The sequence below is a fragment of the Duganella sp. AC917 genome, assembly GCF_979258245.1.
Genome location: NZ_OZ409848.1, coordinates 3894019 through 3910238 on the forward strand (window position 1 = coordinate 3894019; position 16220 = coordinate 3910238).

Sequence of the window (16220 nt, forward strand, 5' to 3'; positions counted from 1 at the left end):
CGCACCATGCTTTGAACCGGGAAGACCTATGCTCTACCAACTGCACGAAATGCAACGCACGTTCCTGACGCCCCTGATGCAATGGGCCGACGCGACTGCCAAAATCCTGACCAATCCTATTTCGCCGCTGGCGCACACGCCGTTTTCGCAGCGTATCGCCGCCGGCTACGAACTGATGTACCGGCTCGGCAAGGACTACGAAAAACCGGCCTTCGAGATCGACAGCACCGTCATCAAGGGCGAGACGATCGGCCTGATCGAACAGGTGGTTGTCAACAAACCATTCTGCCGCCTGATCCACTTTAAAAAAGACCTGGACGAAGCGCGCACCAAGGCGCTGGCGCAGCCGACGGTACTGCTGGTCGCGCCGCTGTCGGGCCACCACTCGACCTTGCTGCGCGACACCGTGCGCGGCCTGGTGGTCGACCACGACGTCTTTATCACCGACTGGACCGACGCCCGCATGGTGCCGCTGTCGGAAGGCGCGTTCCACCTGGACGACTACATCTACTACGTGCAGGACTTCATCCGCCTGCTCGGCCCGGATGTGCACGTGATTTCCGTGTGCCAGCCAACGGTGCCGGTGCTGGCGGCCATCGCGCTGATGTCCACCGACAAGGACCCCAAGCTGCCGAAAACGATGACGATGATGGGCGGCCCGATCGACCCGCGCCGCTCGCCGACGGCGGTCAACAACCTGGCCACCGAAAAGAAATTCTCGTGGTTCGAGAACACCGTCATCTACCCGGTGCCGCCGAACTATCCGGGCTTTGGCCGCAAGGTCTACCCTGGCTTCCTGCAGCACGCCGGCTTCATCGCCATGAATCCGGGCCGCCACGCGCAAAGCCACCGCGAGTTCTACAGCCACCTGGTTGAAGGCGACGACGAGCCGGCGGAAAGCCACCGCAAGTTCTACGACGAATACAATGCCGTGCTCGACATGCCGGCCGAATACTATCTGGACACGATCAAGACCGTGTTCCAGGAGTTCGCGCTTCCCATGGGCACGTGGACGGTTGGCGGCAAGCTGGTGCGTCCACAGGACATCACCACCGTCGCCTTGTTCACCGTCGAGGGCGAGCTGGACGACATCTCCGGCGCCGGCCAGACGCAAGCGGCGCACGACCTGTGCAGCGGCATCCCGGACGACCTGAAGCAAGACTATGTCGCCCCGGGTGCCGGCCACTACGGTATTTTCTCCGGCCGCCGCTGGCGCGAGATGGTGTGCCCGAAGATCACCGAGTTCATCAAAAAACACGCTTAAAAAGCCGGACCCCACAAAAATCCCTGCCCAGCGCAGGGATTTTTTTCGCCTGCTGTTTTTGCCGGCTGTGGAATATATCATCTTGTGATATATTCGGCGTTTTCCTTTTCGCCATCGCTCCATGCCATCCCAGCCCCTGCCCGCGCTCGTCAAGGACGACTTCGCCGCGCTGTCCGAATTCCGCTATCAGATGCGCCGCTTCGAGCGTTTCTCCGAAGACGCCGTCCAGGCCAAGGGCATCACGCCGCTGCAGTACCTTCTTCTGCTGCACATCAAGGGCTATCCGGGCCGCGACTGGGCCACCGTCGGCGAGCTGGCCGAGCGGCTGCAGGCCAAGCCGCACGGCGTGGTGGCGCTGGTCACACGTTGCGAGGCGGGCGGCCTGGTCGAGCGCAAGGTCAGCGAAGTCGACCGGCGCCGCGTCGAAGTCCATCTGTTGCCGCCCGGCGACGCCCTGCTCGCCCAGCTGGCCGAACTGCACCGCGCCGAGCTGTTGTCGCTCGACGGCATCTTCACCATCCCTAAACTTCTCCGTGAGCACCATGAATAAAGATCTCTACGACAGCCGCCGCGATTTCGACGGCAGCGCCAGGCTGGTGATGATCGGCGCGCTTGCAGCCGTGGTTGGCGCGCTGAGCACGCTGACCGCCGACCTGCTGCTGCACGCGATCCGCTTCTTCACCAATCTGTTCTTCTTCCAGAAACTGTCGACCGCCTTCACCTCCCCGGCCACCAACACCCTGGGCGCCTGGGTGATCGCGGTGCCGGTGGTCGGCGGCCTGATCATCGGCCTGATCGCCCGCTACGGCGCCGAGCAGATACGCGGCCACGGGATCCCCGAGGCGATCGAGGCCATCCTGTTCAAGAACAGCACCATGTCGCCCAAGGTGGCGGTGCTCAAGCCGCTCGCCTCGGGCATCGCCATCGGCAGCGGCGGCCCGTTCGGCGCCGAGGGGCCGATCATCATGACCGGCGGCGCGGTCGGCTCGCTGCTGGCCCAGCACTTTCACCTGAGCGGCGCCGAGCGCAAGACCTTGCTGGTGGCCGGCGCCGTGGCCGGCATGACGGCCGTGTTCGGCACGCCGATCGCCGCGCTGCTGCTGGCGGTCGAGCTGTTGCTGTTCGAGCTGCGTCCGCGCAGCCTGGCGCCGGTGGCGGTCGCCTGTGCCGTGGCCGGCTTCGTGCGTCCGCTGCTGATCGAGAGCGGCCCGCTGTTCCCGCTGCATACGGCCGCGCTGCCGGCGTCGGCGCTGCTCTCGTGCCTGATCGGCGGCGTGCTGTGCGGCGCGCTGGCGTGGCTGCTGTCGACCGCGCTGTACCGGGTCGAGGATGGGTTCCATCAACTGCCGATACACTGGATGTGGTGGCCGGCGCTGGGCGGCCTGGCGGTCGGCATCGGCGGCTACCTGCAACCGCGCGCGCTGGGCGTGGGTTACGACGTCATTGCCGACCTGCTCAACAATCATTTGGCTGCCGGCGTCATCGCCAGCCTGCTGATCGTCAAGGCCGTGATCTGGCTGTTGGCGCTCGGTTCGGGCACCTCCGGCGGCGTGCTGGCGCCGTTGCTGATGCTGGGCGCCGGCCTGGGCGCGCTGGTCGGCCCCTACCTGCCCGGCGGCGAGCCGGCGGTGTGGCCGCTGGTGTTCATGGCCGCCACACTGGGCGGCATGATGCGCGCGCCGGTGATGGCGGTGGTGTTCGCCTTCGAGCTGACGCACGACGTCAACGCCCTGTTGCCGGTGCTGGCCACCGCCACGGTGGCCTACGGCTTCACGGTGATCACCATGCACCGCTCGATCCTGACCGAAAAGATCGCGCGGCGCGGCCACCACATCTACCGCGAATACGGCGTCGATCCGATGGAACGCCACAGCGTGGCCGAGGTGATGACACCGGCGCCGGCCAGCATCGACGCCCGCGAGCCGCTTGCGGCGGTGCTGGAAAACCATTTCGGCGCGCAGCAGCGCCACCGCGCCTTCCCCGTCACGCGCGACGGCGCCCTGCTCGGCATGCTGGACCGCGCGGCCATCGCCAACGCGCGCGAAGGCGCCGTGCTGGCCGGCGACCTGTTCGGCGTCAACCTGCCGATTTTCGCGCTGGCCGACGAGACCTGCCGCGCGCTGGCCACCCGCCTGGCCGTGCACGAACTGGAACGCCTGCCGGTGGTCGACGACGCTGCCAGCCGGCGCCTGATCGGCGTCGTCAGCCGCAGCGACCTGATCAAGCCGGCGCTGAGCCTGCACGCGGAAGAGCTGACGCGGCAGACCGTGCGCCAGGTTTGGCAGCCGAAACAGCGTTCGCGATAAGGTTTTTCGGCTTTGACGGCGCGGATATCGGATAATGGCGCTTTAACGCTGCCTCATGCCATTCCACGCCGTGCTCACCAACAAATCACTTGCCGACCGCATCGAAGACGTCCTGCCGCAGACGCAATGCACCAAGTGCGGCTACGACGGCTGCCGTCCGTACGCCGAGGCGATCGCCGCCGGCGCGGCCGAGATCAATCAATGCCCGCCGGGTGGCGCCGAGGGCATCGTACGGCTGTCCGCCGTCACCGGCCACAAGGTCATTCCGCTCAATCCCGTCAACGGCCTTGAACGCCCGCGCGCGGTCGCCTACATCGACGAAACCTTGTGCATCGGCTGCACCTTGTGCATCCAGGCCTGCCCGGTGGATGCCATCGTCGGCGCGGCCAAGTTGATGCACACCGTCGCGCCCGAGCTGTGCACCGGCTGCGACTTGTGCGTTCATCCCTGCCCGGTCGACTGCATCGTCATGCATCCGGTCACGGAGAGCACCGGCTGGACCGCGTGGAGCCAGTTCGAGGCCGACGCCGCCCGCCAGCGGCACGACTTCCGCACGTTGCGCCTCAAGCGCGAGAAAGAGGAAAACGACGCGCGCCTGGCCGCCAAGGCCAGCGCCAAGATGGCGGCGGTCGAAGCGCTCGACCCGGCCACCGACGCCGACGCCGTCGAGAAGGAACGCAAGCGCGCCATCATCGCCGCCGCGATGGAACGCGCGCGTTTAAAGAAAGAGGAAGCCGCGCGCGCAGCGGTCGCCGACGCCGCCGCCGCCAAGCCAGTAGATGGAAACCCGCCTGAATGAATCCAGCAAAACGCCAAGAAATGTTCGAGCGCCTCCGCGCCGCCAATCCCAGTCCCAAGACCGAACTAGAATACACAACACCGTTTGAATTGCTGATCGCCGTGCTACTGTCGGCGCAGGCCACCGACGTCGGCGTCAACAAGGCCACGCGCAAGCTTTACCCGGTCGCGAACACGCCGGCGAAGATACTGGAATTGGGCGAGGAGGAACTGAAGTCCTATATTCAGACCATAGGCCTGTACAAGACCAAGGCGAAGAACGTCATCGCCACCTGCAAGATCCTGCTGGAGCAGCACGGCGGCGAAGTGCCGCGCGACCGCGAATCGCTGGAGGCGCTGCCGGGCGTCGGCCGCAAGACGGCCAATGTGGTGATGAACACCGCGTTCGGCGAGCCGACGATGGCGGTGGACACGCACATCTTCCGCGTCTCGAACCGCACCGGCCTGGCGCCGGGCAAGAACGTCGACATCGTCGAGCAGAAGCTGCTGCGGTTCGTGCCGAAGGAGTTTTTGCAGGACGCGCACCATTGGCTGATCCTGCACGGACGCTACACCTGCAAGGCGCGCAAGCCGGAATGCTGGAACTGCATCGTGCAGGACCTGTGTGACTACCGCCAGAAGACGCCGATGCCGGACGGGCTGTAAAACCCCGTGTCATCCAGGCGTCCCGCCATCACACCAGCACCAGGTTATCCCGGTGAATCAGCTCGCGGCCCTCGACGAAGCCGAGTATCGCTTCGATCTCGCTCGACGGCTTGCGCATGATGCGCCGCGTCTCGGCGCTGGTGTAATTGGACAGCCCGCGCGCCACCGGCAAACCGCTCGGGTTCACGCACGTGATCACCGAGCCGCGCCCGAACTCTCCCTTGACCTCCACCACGCCGATCGGCAGCAGCGACTTGCCCTCGCCGGTCAGCTTCTGCACCGCGCCGGCATCGAGCACCACCTGCCCCGCCGTGTGCAGATGATCGGCCATCCATTGTTTGCGCGCCGTCAGATGCCCGGTCTGCGCCGCCAGCTCGGTGCCGATCGACTCGCCGCCGGCCAGCCGCTCCAGCACATTATCCTCGCGCCCATAAGCGATCACCGTGTGCGCGCCCGATTTGGCGGCACGCTTGGCGGCCAGGATCTTGGTCAGCATGCCGCCGCGTCCCAAGCTGCTGCCGGCGCCGCCGGCCATCGCCTCGAGCGCCAGGTCGCCCGCGCGGCCCTGCTGGATCAGCACCGCCGCCGGGTCCTTGCGCGGATCGGCGCTGTACAAGCCCTTCTGGTCGGTCAGGATGACCAGCGCGTCGGCCTCGATCAGGTTGGCCACCAGCGCGCCCAGGGTATCGTTGTCGCCGAATTTGATTTCGTCGGTGACGACGGTGTCGTTCTCGTTGATGATCGGGACCACGCCCAGGCGCAGCAACGTGGTCAGGGTCGACCGCGCGTTCAGATAGCGTTCGCGGTCGGCCAGGTCGGCGTGCGTGAGCAGCACCTGCGCGGTGCGCAGCGCGTGCGCGCGGAAGCTGGTCTCGTAGATCTGCGCGAGCCCCATCTGGCCGACGGCGGCGCAGGCCTGCAGTTCGTGGATATCGGTGGGCCGCTGCTCGAAGCCCAGGCGCAGCATGCCCTCCGCGATGGCGCCGGAGCTGACCAGCACGACCTGCTTGCCCATGGCGCGCAGGGCGGCGATCTGCGCGGCCCAGCGCGCGATGGCGGCATGATCGAGGCCGCGGCCGTCGTTGGTGACTAAAGACGATCCAACCTTGATGATGATGCGCGTAGCTTTTTGTATAACGGAATTCATGGGTGCGGCAGTCTCATAACAGTCTTGTTACATGCGGGACGTGGGTCCGGATCCCCGGCGCGAGCCAGGACGTACATTTGCTGTGTGCTGTGAAGGGCCGGGTGGATGACCCGTTCTTGCCGCGGCAGACGCCCGTTCCGGGGTGCGGAACGGCGCTGTTGTGGAAAGCATAACCAGCGAATAGCTGATTATGCCGGTGATGCGGATTTTTATCGAGGACTAGTCGAGAATTTTGAAACGGGGATCGTCCGGATCGATCGACGAAATGCCGCGCGCTTCCTCTGTCATCTGCGTTTCTTCCGAACGTTGTTCGGAATGGCGCTTCTCTTCGAGGTGCATCTGGATCGCGTTGACCAGTTCCTGGGTGCCGTCGTGGCTCAGCGCGGAAATCTCGAACACGGGACCCTTCCAGCCGAATTTTTTGACGAAATCCTTGACGGTTTTCTTGCGGTCCTCTTCCGGCACCATATCGAGCTTGTTGAGCACCAGCCAGCGCGGCTTGTCGACCAGCGACTCGTCGTACTTTTTCAGTTCGTTGACCAGGGCCTTGGCTTCCTTGACCGGATCGACATTGGTCTCGAACGGCGCCAGGTCGACGATGTGCAGCAGCAGGCCGGTACGCTGCAGGTGACGCAGGAACTGGTGACCCAGGCCCGCGCCTTCGGAAGCGCCTTCGATCAAGCCGGGAATGTCGGCGATCACAAAGCTCTTCTCGTGCGAGACGCGCACCACGCCCAGGTTCGGGTGCAAGGTGGTGAACGGGTAGTCGGCGATCTTCGGACGCGCGTTCGACACGGCCGAAATAAAGGTCGACTTGCCGGCGTTCGGCATGCCCAGCAGGCCGACGTCGGCCAGCACCTTCAGTTCCAGACGGATTTCGCGGCGTTCGCCTTCCTTGCCCTCGGTCTTTTGACGCGGAGCGCGGTTGGTCGAGGTCTTGAAGTGGATGTTGCCCCAGCCGCCCTCGCCGCCCTTGGCCAGCAGTTCCATCTGGCCGTGCTCGGTCAGATCGGCCAGGATTTCGCCGGAGGCGTCGTCGATGATCAGGGTGCCGACCGGCATGCGCAGATGGATGTCGTCCGCGCCCTTGCCGTAGCAATCGGCGCCGCGACCCGGTTCGCCGTCTTTGCCGCGGTGCATCTTGGAGAAGCGGAAATCGACCAAGGTGTTGATGTTACGGTCCGCTACGGCCCAGATCGAGCCACCCTTGCCGCCGTCGCCGCCGTCAGGGCCGCCGAACGGGCGGAATTTTTCACGGCAAAACGAGGCACAACCATTGCCGCCGTCACCACCGATCACTTCAATTTTTGCTTCGTCGATAAACTTCATGATGTACCGCCATAAAACTAAAAAGGCTCTACCGTGGGCAGAGCCTTTCGATTGAAGGCTCGCGCCTTACAAAGGGGACGGCCGGGCGCGGGCGCCCGGCCGTGAGCGTGATTTACGCTGGTACTGCAGCTGCTGGAGCGTTTGGTACGACGGTCACGAATTGCTTCGAACCTTCGCCCTTGACTACGAACTTGACCTTGCCGTCCACCAGAGCGAACAGGGTGTGGTCTTTGCCCATGCCAACACCTTCACCAGCGCGCACCGGGGTGCCGCGTTGACGAATGATGATGCCGCCAGCATTGATCGCTTGACCGCCGTAGACTTTTACGCCCAGACGCTTTGACTCTGAGTCACGACCGTTACGCGTTGTGCCGCCGCCTTTTTTGTGTGCCATTTAAGACTCCTTGGATACTAATTCTCGGGCAAACGGAATTAACCGTTGATCGATACGATTTGGATTTCGGTGTAATTTTGGCGATGGCCTTGATGCTTCTGGTAGTGCTTACGACGACGCATCTTGAAAATCTTCACTTTATCGTGACGACCGTGTGCCACAACAGTAACCAGTACCTTTGCACCCTCAACCAGTGGAGCACCAAACTTGATGCTTTCGCCTTCGCCAACGGCGAGGACCTGATCGATGGTGAGTTCGGAACCAATGTCTGCCGGTATCTGTTCTACTTTAAGTTTTTCGCCAGCGACAACTTTGTATTGTTTGCCACCGGTTTTTATGACCGCGTACATGATTTGAAACCTCATCAAATGTTAAGAAAATTCCCTCCGTCGCCAGCGCAACCGCATGCATGGTGATCGGGGAACCGCTGATTATACATGGGATGCCAAATGACGTCAAAAACTATTCACAAATGGCCGATGGCGTGGTATGTCGACAAGCTTGCATGCTGGCATATGGCGCCGGGATGTTGGCCGATTAACAATTGAGTTGTCGCATACACCGGGCCGCGCCCCGGTGAACGGGGGCATGTCGTATAATCTCGGCACCAATAGTCCACCGCACAGGTTCGTCTTGTCTGCCGCCACCCACACCGCAACACAAAACAATATCGCCCACTCGATCGCCGCCGACATGGACGCGGTCAACTCGGTGATCCGCCGCAAGCTGCATTCCGAGGTCAGCCTCGTCAATCAGATCGCTGAATACATCATCAGCGCCGGCGGCAAGCGCATCCGCCCGGTCCTCGTGCTGCTGGTGGCGAACGCCTATTCCTACAAGGGCACCGGGCACCACGAGCTGGCGGCGGTGGTCGAATTCATCCACACCGCCACCTTGCTGCACGACGACGTCGTCGACGAATCGTCGCTGCGCCGCGGCCGCGCCACCGCCAACGCGCTGTTCGGCAATGCCGCCTCGGTGCTGGTGGGCGACTTCCTGTACTCGCGCTCGTTCCAGATGATGGTCGGCCTGAACAACATGCGCGTCATGCAAATCTTGTCGGACGCCACTAACGTCATCGCCGAGGGCGAGGTGTTGCAGTTGCTCAACATGCACGACCCGGACGTCAGCCAGGAGCGTTATCTGCAAGTGATCCGCTCCAAGACGGCCAAGCTGTTCGAAGCGGCGGCCGAGCTGGGCGCGTTGATCGCCGGCGCCGACGACACGCAAATCGCCGCCGCCGGCGAATACGGCCGCTCGCTGGGCACCGCCTTCCAGCTGATCGACGACGTATTGGATTACGCCGGCGACGCCAGCGAGATCGGCAAGAACGTCGGCGACGACCTGCGCGAAGGCAAACCGACCTTGCCGCTGATCTACCTGATGGAAAACGGCACGCCGGAGCAGCGCGAGCTGGTGCGCACCTGCATCGAGCAGGGCGACGAGCAGCACTTCGACGCGATTCTGGCCGCCATCACCAGCAGCGGCGCGCTCGACTACACGCGCCAGCAAGCGGAAACGGCCGCCCAGCGCGCCGCCGAAGCGATCGCCGACCTGCCGGACAGCGTGTACAAGGAATCGCTGCTGCAGCTGGCCGATTTCTCGGTCAACCGCACGCACTAACCCCCACCGGGGTCAAGTCTGTCATTTGGACACGGACCCGGCCGTAAAGTGGTCGACAGTCCAGCTCGTGTCCGAATGCCAGACTTGACCCTGTTGTTTGCGCCAGCAAGCCGAAGCGATCGCCGATCTGCCGGACAGCTCGTACAAGGAATCTCTGCTGCAGCTGGCCGATTTCTCGGTCAACCGCACGCATTAAATCAAGTCTTACAGCAAGTCTTGCACCAGCTCGGAAGGGCGGCACAACCGCACGCCCTTCTCCGTCACCACGAACGGACGGTTGATCAAAATCGGATGCGCGATCATCGCGTCGAGCAGCGCATCGTCGGACAACGACGCATCGCCCAATTCCAGCTCTCCATACAAATCGCCCTTGTCGCGCATCGCCTGGCGTGCGGTCAGCCCGGCCTTGGCGATCATCGCCTTCAACGCCGCGCGCGACGGCGGATTCTTGACGTAATCGACAATCTCCGGCTCGATGCCGGCGGCGCGTATCGCCTCCAGCGTTTTGCGCGAGGTCCCGCAAGCGGTGTTGTGATAAATCGTGACGGTCATATGCTGCCCTTGAGCGTGAATTCAAAGGCCGCATTATCGCTTAAAACTTCGCCGCCAAACTGACACCGATCGCACGCGGCATCAGGCGATAGCCCTGCACGATCGACGCCACCTGCGGATGCTGGATCACTTTGTCGTTGTCGAACGCGTTCTTGACGAACACGCTGACGTTGTAACGGTCGAAGCCCATGCCGGCGCTGAAATCGGCGGTGTGATACGCCGGACGGTCGTAATCGGTCAGCTCCGGATTGAGCGATCCCTTGCTCGATCCGACCCACTGCACGCCGCCCATGACGAACGCGCTGCGGTCGCCCAGCGCGAAGTTATAGCGCGCATTGAGCGCCGCGTTATATTTCGGCACGCCCTGGATCTGCGCGCCCGACACCGCGCCGACCACGCCGTTCTGAATGCCCTGGTCGTTCGACAGCTCCGCCTTGACGTAGCCACCGGACGCGCTCAAAGTCAGCCCGGCGAACGGCTTGGCCTTGATGTCGAATTCGAAGCCCTTGCTTGTGGCGTCGCCCGCGTTGGCGTTGTACGTGTACGCGCAGGTCGGCAGATAAACGCCCTGCTGGATATTCTTCCACTTGATGTAGAAGACGTCGGCGTTGATCGTCAACCGGTTGTTGAGGAAGCGCGACTTGCTGCCCACCTCATAATTCCACAGGCTGTCCGACGAATAGTTCGGCGGCCCCTCGGTCAAGCCGTTCAGCTCCAGATCCGGCCCGCAGGTGGTCGGCGGCACGAAGATGTTCGAGCCACCCAGGCGGAAGCCTTTCGACACGCTGGTGTACAGCGTATGGCGCGGATCGACTTCCCACGTCAACGCATACTTCGGCGTGAACGCGGTCGACTTCAGGCTCGCGCCGCTGTTGTTGCCGGCGCCGGCCAGATAGTTACCGTTGCGCTGCTCCAGATTGGAGCTGGCGCGCAGATAGCGCGCGCCCACCGTCGCATGCACGGTCGGCGCGAAGTAGTAATTGACCTCGCCGAACACCGACGACTGCTTTTCGCGATAGTGGAAGGCGCCGGCGAACGAGTTATCGTTCGGGAAGGAGCCGGGGCGCACGTCCGGCAGCAGCTCGGGATCGTAGATATCGAAACCAAACTGCTTGAAAGTGTCGGTCACGCCGAAGATCGGATCGTTCTCCGTGATGTTGGTGTGCTGGCGCGAGAAGTACGTCCCGGCCAGCCAGGTCCACGGCGACACCGCCGCGTCGTACGGACGCGAAGCCAGACGGAACTCCTGCGACACCTGCCGCACCTGGTTATTCAGGTACACCGCCGACGGCAGCGCCGCGATGGCGTCGATGAGCTCCGGCGGCGCCTTGCCGCCGTCCGCAGTCGAGGTCAGGAAGGTCGACAGCGAATAGCTGTTATAGGCCGAGCCGTTTTGCGTGCGGTCGAACTTGCGCGAGAAGTAGCTCGTGGCCGACGTCAGATCGACCGCGCCCAGATCCCAGTTGACGGTCAGGCTGGGCGTGAACAGCTTGTCGATGGAAGGCTCGCGCACCTGCTTTTGCGCCTGGTAGTTCGGCAGCTCGATGTTAAAGGCGGAGATATCCTTCGCATCGAGCCGCTGATAATAGATCGACGGCGTGACCGTCAGCGCGCGGGTCGGCTTCCACTTCAGCGCCAGACGCAGTTCCTGGTCGCTGATCTTGTTGATGTCCTTGGCGAGCACCGCGCCGTCGCCATCCACCTGGTTGATGTAGCCGCCCGTGTGCTGCGCCTGCACGCCGATGCGCAGCGCCAGTTCGTCGGCGATCAGCGGGATGTTACCGACCACGTTGGCCGAGTAGCTTGGGCTGCCGTCCTTGGTGTGCGAATACTCGGTGTAGGTGGTGAACTCGCGCTCCTTCAAATCCGGCTCATTCGGCACGAACTTGATGGTGCCGCCCATGGAGCTGGCGCCGTACAGGGTCACCTGCGGGCCGCGCAGCACCTCCACCCGGTCGATATCGAAGAACCTCGGTTCGACGTTCCCCATCGTGTAGACATTGCCGACGGTGACAGGCGTATCGCCCAGGTAGACGCCGACCGTCGCCGCGCCGGCGGTGGAGCTGATGCCGCGTATTTCGATATTGGACGTGCCCGGACCAGCGCCGCCGTTGCCGCTGGCGGCGGTGAAGGAGATATTGGGCACCACGCGCGTCAGGTCGGTGATGTCGCGGATATGCTCCTCCTGCAGCTGCTTGCCGGTGACGGCCGAAATACTCATCGCGACCTTGGCCGGATCTTCCTTGCGCTTTTGCGCGGTCACGGTGACGACCTCGATTTCGTCGGACGGCTTGGACGGAGCCTGTTGCGCGCCCACCGGACCGGCCAACGCGGCCAGAGCGGCCGCGATGGAACTGCACATTATTTTTTGAGTGATCTTCATGCCGGCGCTTCTCCAGTCAATGAGGGGACGTGCCCCAGAATGATGCATTTTTATATATTAACCATCTTGTAATTTTTAACAAGCAAGAAACCTGCCAAAATCATCAACGTTGGAATACAGCCACAATTTGAAGGTGGCGAAAAAATGGATTCATTCACACCGAGGCTTCCGGGCTTGACCGGCGCGACGTAGCGGGAGTGCTGCGCAGTCCGATTGAACGGGGTCTGAAAATCTGCTTTAATAACACCATGAGTCGGGGTGTGGCTCAGCCCGGTAGAGCGCTGCGTTCGGGACGCAGAGGCCGGAGGTTCGAATCCTCTCACCCCGACCAGGAATCCCTTCCCTTGGTGAATCGCCCCTGCCCCGCAACACGGGAGCAGAGTTCGATGCCATTCACCGAAACCGCTGGCCCGGGCACGATGCCCGGGCATGACAGCTTACTTCTCCATATTAAAGCGCTTGGCCACCGCTACGCCGGTTGCCGGCGTGACATCGCGCGTGTCGATATTGAGCTCGGTGACCGCCGTGATGCCGCCGGCCGGATTGGCCATCCGCACGCCGCCCAGGTAATGCTTGCCTAACGCCAGGCCGCTCCAGCTGACAACGACCGGGCTGGTGCCGCCAACCTGGACCGACGCCGGCCCCGTGACTTTCATGTCGCCCTTGGTGTCGTTTGGAATCGCGGTGGCGTAGGACAGCGTGTAGTTGGTGCTCACGCCATTCTTCAGCTTGTAGCCCAGCACGCAAGCCTTGAACACGCCCATCGGCGGCGAAATCAGGCTCACGCTTTCGTTGGAATCGGTATGGGCGCTGAACGCGACCACATTGTTCCATTGGTCCAGCACCATCAGATCGAGGTCATCGTCGGCGCCGCCGGCCGTCTCGTGATTGCTGATTTCAAAGCGCGCCACGATGGTTTTGGCGGGAATGGCCAGCGTGACCGCCTTGACACCGGGACCGCGCGCCACACAGGCTTGCTTGATGTCTTCCAGCTCTTCGAGCGAACCCGCCGCAGCCTGGGTGACGGTCTGCGCCAGACGCGTGTACTCGCGCAAACCAGCCCGGTCGATCGCCAATTTTCCGGCAAAACCTGTCTGCGCATCGATCTGCCGGCTGCCGCTGACGGTGGTGGCGGAGACTATTTCCGGTGCGGACACGCCGTCGTTGTAGCGCGCCTGCAGAGGACTGCGCACGGTGTGCTCGCTGTCGTTCCACACCAGTTCGCCCGTGCTCCAGACACCCGGCAAAGCGCTGGTCCGCGTCAATTTGACCGCGTACGTTTGCTTTTCGCCCGGAGCGAGCTGCAGGGTCGACGGCGTCACGGCGACGTCGAAACCGTCGAGCGTGCTCGTGGCGGTGTAGATGGCCGGCTTGTCGCCGACATTGGTGACGCTGCGGGTGATGCTTTGAATACCAACCACGCCGGGCAGCGAGATCGAGGCCAGGTTCAGCGCCTGGCCTTTGATCGCGCCGGTGTTGCAGTCGGCGGTGTCGCCGGTGATGTCGCACACGTATTTCAGGTAATCGCCGGCGGCGATGTCGTACACCAGCCCCGGATCGGCGGCCACGTTCGGCACCACCAGGCCGGCGCCCTGGCCCCAGGGCAGCGTGCCGTCCTGGTCGCCGGTGAGCGCGGTCGGCAGCACGGTGCGGGCGGTGGTCATCAGCGCGGATTTGATGGCCGCCGGCGACCAGCCGGGATGGCGCTGCTTGAGCAGCGCGGCCAGGCCGGCCACATGCGGCGTCGCCATCGAGGTGCCCGACATGAAGGCCGAATGGCTGTAGGAAGGCCCGGTGCCGGCGATGACGGCGGCGCGCTGGGCGGCGGTCAGGCTCGGCGACACGCCGGCCAGGATGTCGACACCCGGGGCGGCCATGTCCGGTTTCAGCACGCCGGGGTCGAAGCGGTTGGGACCACGCGACGAGAACTCGGCCAGCGTCGGTCCGTAGGTGTCGGTCAGCGCGCTGGCCGACAGGGCGGCGGTGGCGCCGGCGACCGCGGCGTAAGCGTCGATGGCGACGCCGTCCTCCTGGTTCACATGGACTGTCGGCAGGCTGTACATGTCGATCACGGGGCCGTTGCCGTCGTCCAGCATGATCATGCCGATGCCGCCGGCGGCGCGTACCGCTTCGGCCTTGGCCGTGCGGGCGTTGCTGCCGCGCTGGCAGACCACCACCTTGCCGGCCACTTTGGCCGGGTTGAGCTGGGCGCTGCCGACGTCCGCCGCGCTCATGCACAGCCTCGCGAAATCGGCGCTGGCGCCCGGCGCCACGGCGTCGACGCTGCGTATCAACGCGGTCGCCGGCAACGGCTTGCCGCTGATCGAGACGCCGCTGTAGGTCTTGCCGTTGCCCAGCTTGACGGTGGCGGTGTGGGTCTTGTCGTGGGCTGCCGCCGCCACTGTGGCCAGCCATGGGCCGGTGTGGTTGACCTGGTTGGCCGGACCGTCGTTGCCGCCGGCGGCGGCGACGAACACGCCCGCTTCAACCGCGTGGCGGAACGCCTGTTCTACCGGATCGACCGGCGTTTCGCCGCCGCTGATCGAGAAATTCAGGACATCCACGCCGTCCGCGACCGCCGCCTCGATGGCCGCCACGCTGTCGCTTGAGAAGCAGGTGTTTTCGGGATCGAAATTGGCGGGTTTAAAGCTCCAGCAGACCTTGTAGACCGCCAGCCGCGCGCGTGGCGCCATGCCGGTGCGTACGCCAAGCGCGGTGCCGTCGGCAGCGACCGCTTGCACCTTGTCGTTGCCCGCCGCCGTGCTCGACGTGTGCGTACCATGGCCGCCGAGGCCGGCCGGTGCGCTCGACGAATCGCGCGGCGACCGGAACTCGCTCGGGTGGATCGGCAAGCCGCTGGCGCGGAAACCGGCGTCGAAATAGCGCGCGCCGATCAGCTTGTTGTTGCAGTCGGCAGCCGTGAAGCCTTCACCGGTCTGGCATGCGCCTTTCCAGCGCGCCGGCGGTGCCCCGAACGCCTGCGTACCGCTGGCGTCGAAGGTGGGACGGCCGCTGCCATCGACGCGATCGGCGTAGGACAGGTTTTCCGGCCAGGCGCCGGTGTCGATCACGCCGACGATGATGTCCTCGCCCGCGTGCTGTCTGCCGCCAAGTTGTTCCCACAGGCCGCCGGGCTGATCGAGGCCGAGGAAAGTCGGCGTGTAGCTGGTGACGACGCGGTTTCGTTCATCGGGCGTAATGCTGACCGCCTTGCCGCTGGCCTTGAGGGTGCGCACTTCGGCGTCCGTCAGCCGCGCGGCAAAGCCGTTGAACACAACCTGATACTGGTGCGTGATATTGGCTGCCGGCAGCAGCGCCTTGGCCTGGGCTTGTCGGGTGCCGAGGTAGCTTCGGTATTGGCGCGCTTCGTTGGTCGACAGGTCGAGTCGCTGGCCGGGCGCGACTTTCGTCGCGCGCATGTTGCCGATATTGCCGCCGTAGTTAGCCACGGGCTGGTCCGACAGCTGCACGATGTAAGACCGGCGACCGTCGTCGGCCGACGCTGGATGCGCGACAGCCAGCAATGCTGTTAGCGCTAACAACATCTGCGTGGGAAGACGGTGCGGCGATAGTTGGTTCTTTGCCATTTGAAGCGCTCCGGTTGTGGGATGAGTTTTGCGGAAGAATGAAGCTATAAACTATACCCATTACATTGATGATGTAACCATAAATTTAATTAAAGTTATTACTCGGTTACATTAATACAACAGAAAAATGATTCGTTTTTCGATGCATAAAGTATAACCTTTCAACGATGGTTTCATAGCGAAACCCGCCCC

At 63.6% G+C, this 16220-nt stretch carries 12 protein-coding genes, 1 tRNA gene and 1 pseudogene; 7 read left to right on the top strand and 7 right to left on the bottom strand.

Going from position 1 to position 16220, the window contains the following annotated elements; translation table 11 throughout:
* Positions 1-28 precede the first annotated feature (28 nt).
* From ACZ0BA_RS16800 to nth, 5 genes are all read left to right on the top strand, one after another.
* Positions 29-1264, top strand: a complete 1236-nt coding sequence (locus ACZ0BA_RS16800) for a polyhydroxyalkanoate depolymerase (RefSeq protein WP_463452357.1) — start codon at positions 29-31, stop codon at positions 1262-1264.
* A 121-nt stretch (positions 1265-1385) separates the two neighbouring features.
* Positions 1386-1814: a MarR family winged helix-turn-helix transcriptional regulator gene (locus tag ACZ0BA_RS16805; protein ID WP_463452358.1), complete on the top strand. Its 429-nt coding sequence runs from the start codon at positions 1386-1388 to the stop codon at positions 1812-1814.
* A complete protein-coding gene (locus tag ACZ0BA_RS16810) occupies positions 1807-3570 on the top strand; it encodes a chloride channel protein (RefSeq protein WP_463452359.1) in 1764 nt (587 codons plus the stop codon). Before ACZ0BA_RS16805 ends, ACZ0BA_RS16810 begins: the two co-directional genes overlap by 8 nt.
* Before the next feature lie 55 nt (positions 3571-3625).
* Complete coding sequence (gene rsxB / locus ACZ0BA_RS16815; RefSeq protein ID WP_463452360.1) at positions 3626-4369, top strand: electron transport complex subunit RsxB; 744 nt, start codon at positions 3626-3628, stop codon at positions 4367-4369.
* Positions 4366-5013, top strand: a complete 648-nt coding sequence (gene nth, locus ACZ0BA_RS16820; RefSeq protein WP_463452361.1) for an endonuclease III — start codon at positions 4366-4368, stop codon at positions 5011-5013. Before rsxB ends, nth begins: the two co-directional genes overlap by 4 nt.
* Before the next feature lie 28 nt (positions 5014-5041).
* Here nth and proB read toward each other — a convergent pair whose 3' ends face one another.
* From proB to rplU, 4 genes are all read right to left on the bottom strand, one after another.
* Positions 5042-6160 (bottom strand): glutamate 5-kinase, encoded by a 1119-nt coding sequence (proB, locus tag ACZ0BA_RS16825; RefSeq protein WP_463452362.1) that lies wholly within the window; start codon positions 6158-6160, stop codon positions 5042-5044.
* A 219-nt stretch (positions 6161-6379) separates the two neighbouring features.
* On the bottom strand, positions 6380-7489 hold the full coding sequence (gene obgE / locus ACZ0BA_RS16830; protein ID WP_363502111.1) for a GTPase ObgE: 1110 nt from the start codon (positions 7487-7489) through the stop codon (positions 6380-6382).
* A gap of 112 nt (positions 7490-7601) precedes the next feature.
* On the bottom strand, positions 7602-7883 hold the full coding sequence (gene rpmA, locus ACZ0BA_RS16835) for a 50S ribosomal protein L27 (RefSeq protein ID WP_463452363.1): 282 nt from the start codon (positions 7881-7883) through the stop codon (positions 7602-7604).
* Positions 7884-7921: 38 nt separating this feature from the next.
* Positions 7922-8233, bottom strand: a complete 312-nt coding sequence (gene rplU, locus ACZ0BA_RS16840) for a 50S ribosomal protein L21 (protein WP_008445658.1) — start codon at positions 8231-8233, stop codon at positions 7922-7924.
* A gap of 238 nt (positions 8234-8471) precedes the next feature.
* Here rplU and ispB point away from each other — a divergent pair, with 238 nt between their 5' ends.
* A complete protein-coding gene (gene ispB, locus ACZ0BA_RS16845) occupies positions 8472-9506 on the top strand; it encodes an octaprenyl diphosphate synthase (RefSeq protein WP_463452364.1) in 1035 nt (344 codons plus the stop codon).
* 207 nt (positions 9507-9713) lie between these two features.
* On the opposite strand, the pseudogene arsC reads toward ispB, so the two are convergent.
* Both arsC and ACZ0BA_RS16855 read right to left on the bottom strand, forming a co-directional pair.
* Positions 9714-10058: pseudogene (gene arsC, locus ACZ0BA_RS16850) on the bottom strand (arsenate reductase (glutaredoxin)); the annotation flags it as partial.
* A gap of 40 nt (positions 10059-10098) precedes the next feature.
* Positions 10099-12441 (bottom strand): TonB-dependent receptor, encoded by a 2343-nt coding sequence (locus tag ACZ0BA_RS16855; protein ID WP_463452365.1) that lies wholly within the window; start codon positions 12439-12441, stop codon positions 10099-10101.
* A gap of 254 nt (positions 12442-12695) precedes the next feature.
* Between ACZ0BA_RS16855 and ACZ0BA_RS16860 the strand changes: the two genes are divergently transcribed.
* Positions 12696-12772 (top strand) — tRNA-Pro (locus ACZ0BA_RS16860).
* A gap of 106 nt (positions 12773-12878) precedes the next feature.
* On the opposite strand, the gene ACZ0BA_RS16865 is transcribed toward ACZ0BA_RS16860, so the two are convergent.
* On the bottom strand, positions 12879-16028 hold the full coding sequence (locus ACZ0BA_RS16865; RefSeq protein WP_463452366.1) for a S8 family serine peptidase: 3150 nt from the start codon (positions 16026-16028) through the stop codon (positions 12879-12881).
* Positions 16029-16220: the final 192 nt, after the last annotated feature.

What these genes read in the sequence shown, in the direction of transcription:
- ACZ0BA_RS16800 (WP_463452357.1), top strand. Translation starts at nt 29, where the DNA reads ATGCTCTACCAACTGCACGAAATGCAACGCACGTTCCTGACGCCCCTG.
- ACZ0BA_RS16805 (WP_463452358.1), top strand. Translation starts at nt 1,386, where the DNA reads ATGCCATCCCAGCCCCTGCCCGCGCTCGTCAAGGACGACTTCGCCGCG.
- ACZ0BA_RS16810 (WP_463452359.1), top strand. Translation starts at nt 1,807, where the DNA reads ATGAATAAAGATCTCTACGACAGCCGCCGCGATTTCGACGGCAGCGCC.
- rsxB (WP_463452360.1), top strand. Translation starts at nt 3,626, where the DNA reads ATGCCATTCCACGCCGTGCTCACCAACAAATCACTTGCCGACCGCATC.
- nth (WP_463452361.1), top strand. Translation starts at nt 4,366, where the DNA reads ATGAATCCAGCAAAACGCCAAGAAATGTTCGAGCGCCTCCGCGCCGCC.
- proB (WP_463452362.1), bottom strand. Translation starts at nt 6,160, where the DNA reads ATGAATTCCGTTATACAAAAAGCTACGCGCATCATCATCAAGGTTGGA.
- obgE (WP_363502111.1), bottom strand. Translation starts at nt 7,489, where the DNA reads ATGAAGTTTATCGACGAAGCAAAAATTGAAGTGATCGGTGGTGACGGC.
- rpmA (WP_463452363.1), bottom strand. Translation starts at nt 7,883, where the DNA reads ATGGCACACAAAAAAGGCGGCGGCACAACGCGTAACGGTCGTGACTCA.
- rplU (WP_008445658.1), bottom strand. Translation starts at nt 8,233, where the DNA reads ATGTACGCGGTCATAAAAACCGGTGGCAAACAATACAAAGTTGTCGCT.
- ispB (WP_463452364.1), top strand. Translation starts at nt 8,472, where the DNA reads ATGTCGTATAATCTCGGCACCAATAGTCCACCGCACAGGTTCGTCTTG.
- ACZ0BA_RS16855 (WP_463452365.1), bottom strand. Translation starts at nt 12,441, where the DNA reads ATGAAGATCACTCAAAAAATAATGTGCAGTTCCATCGCGGCCGCTCTG.
- ACZ0BA_RS16865 (WP_463452366.1), bottom strand. Translation starts at nt 16,028, where the DNA reads ATGGCAAAGAACCAACTATCGCCGCACCGTCTTCCCACGCAGATGTTG.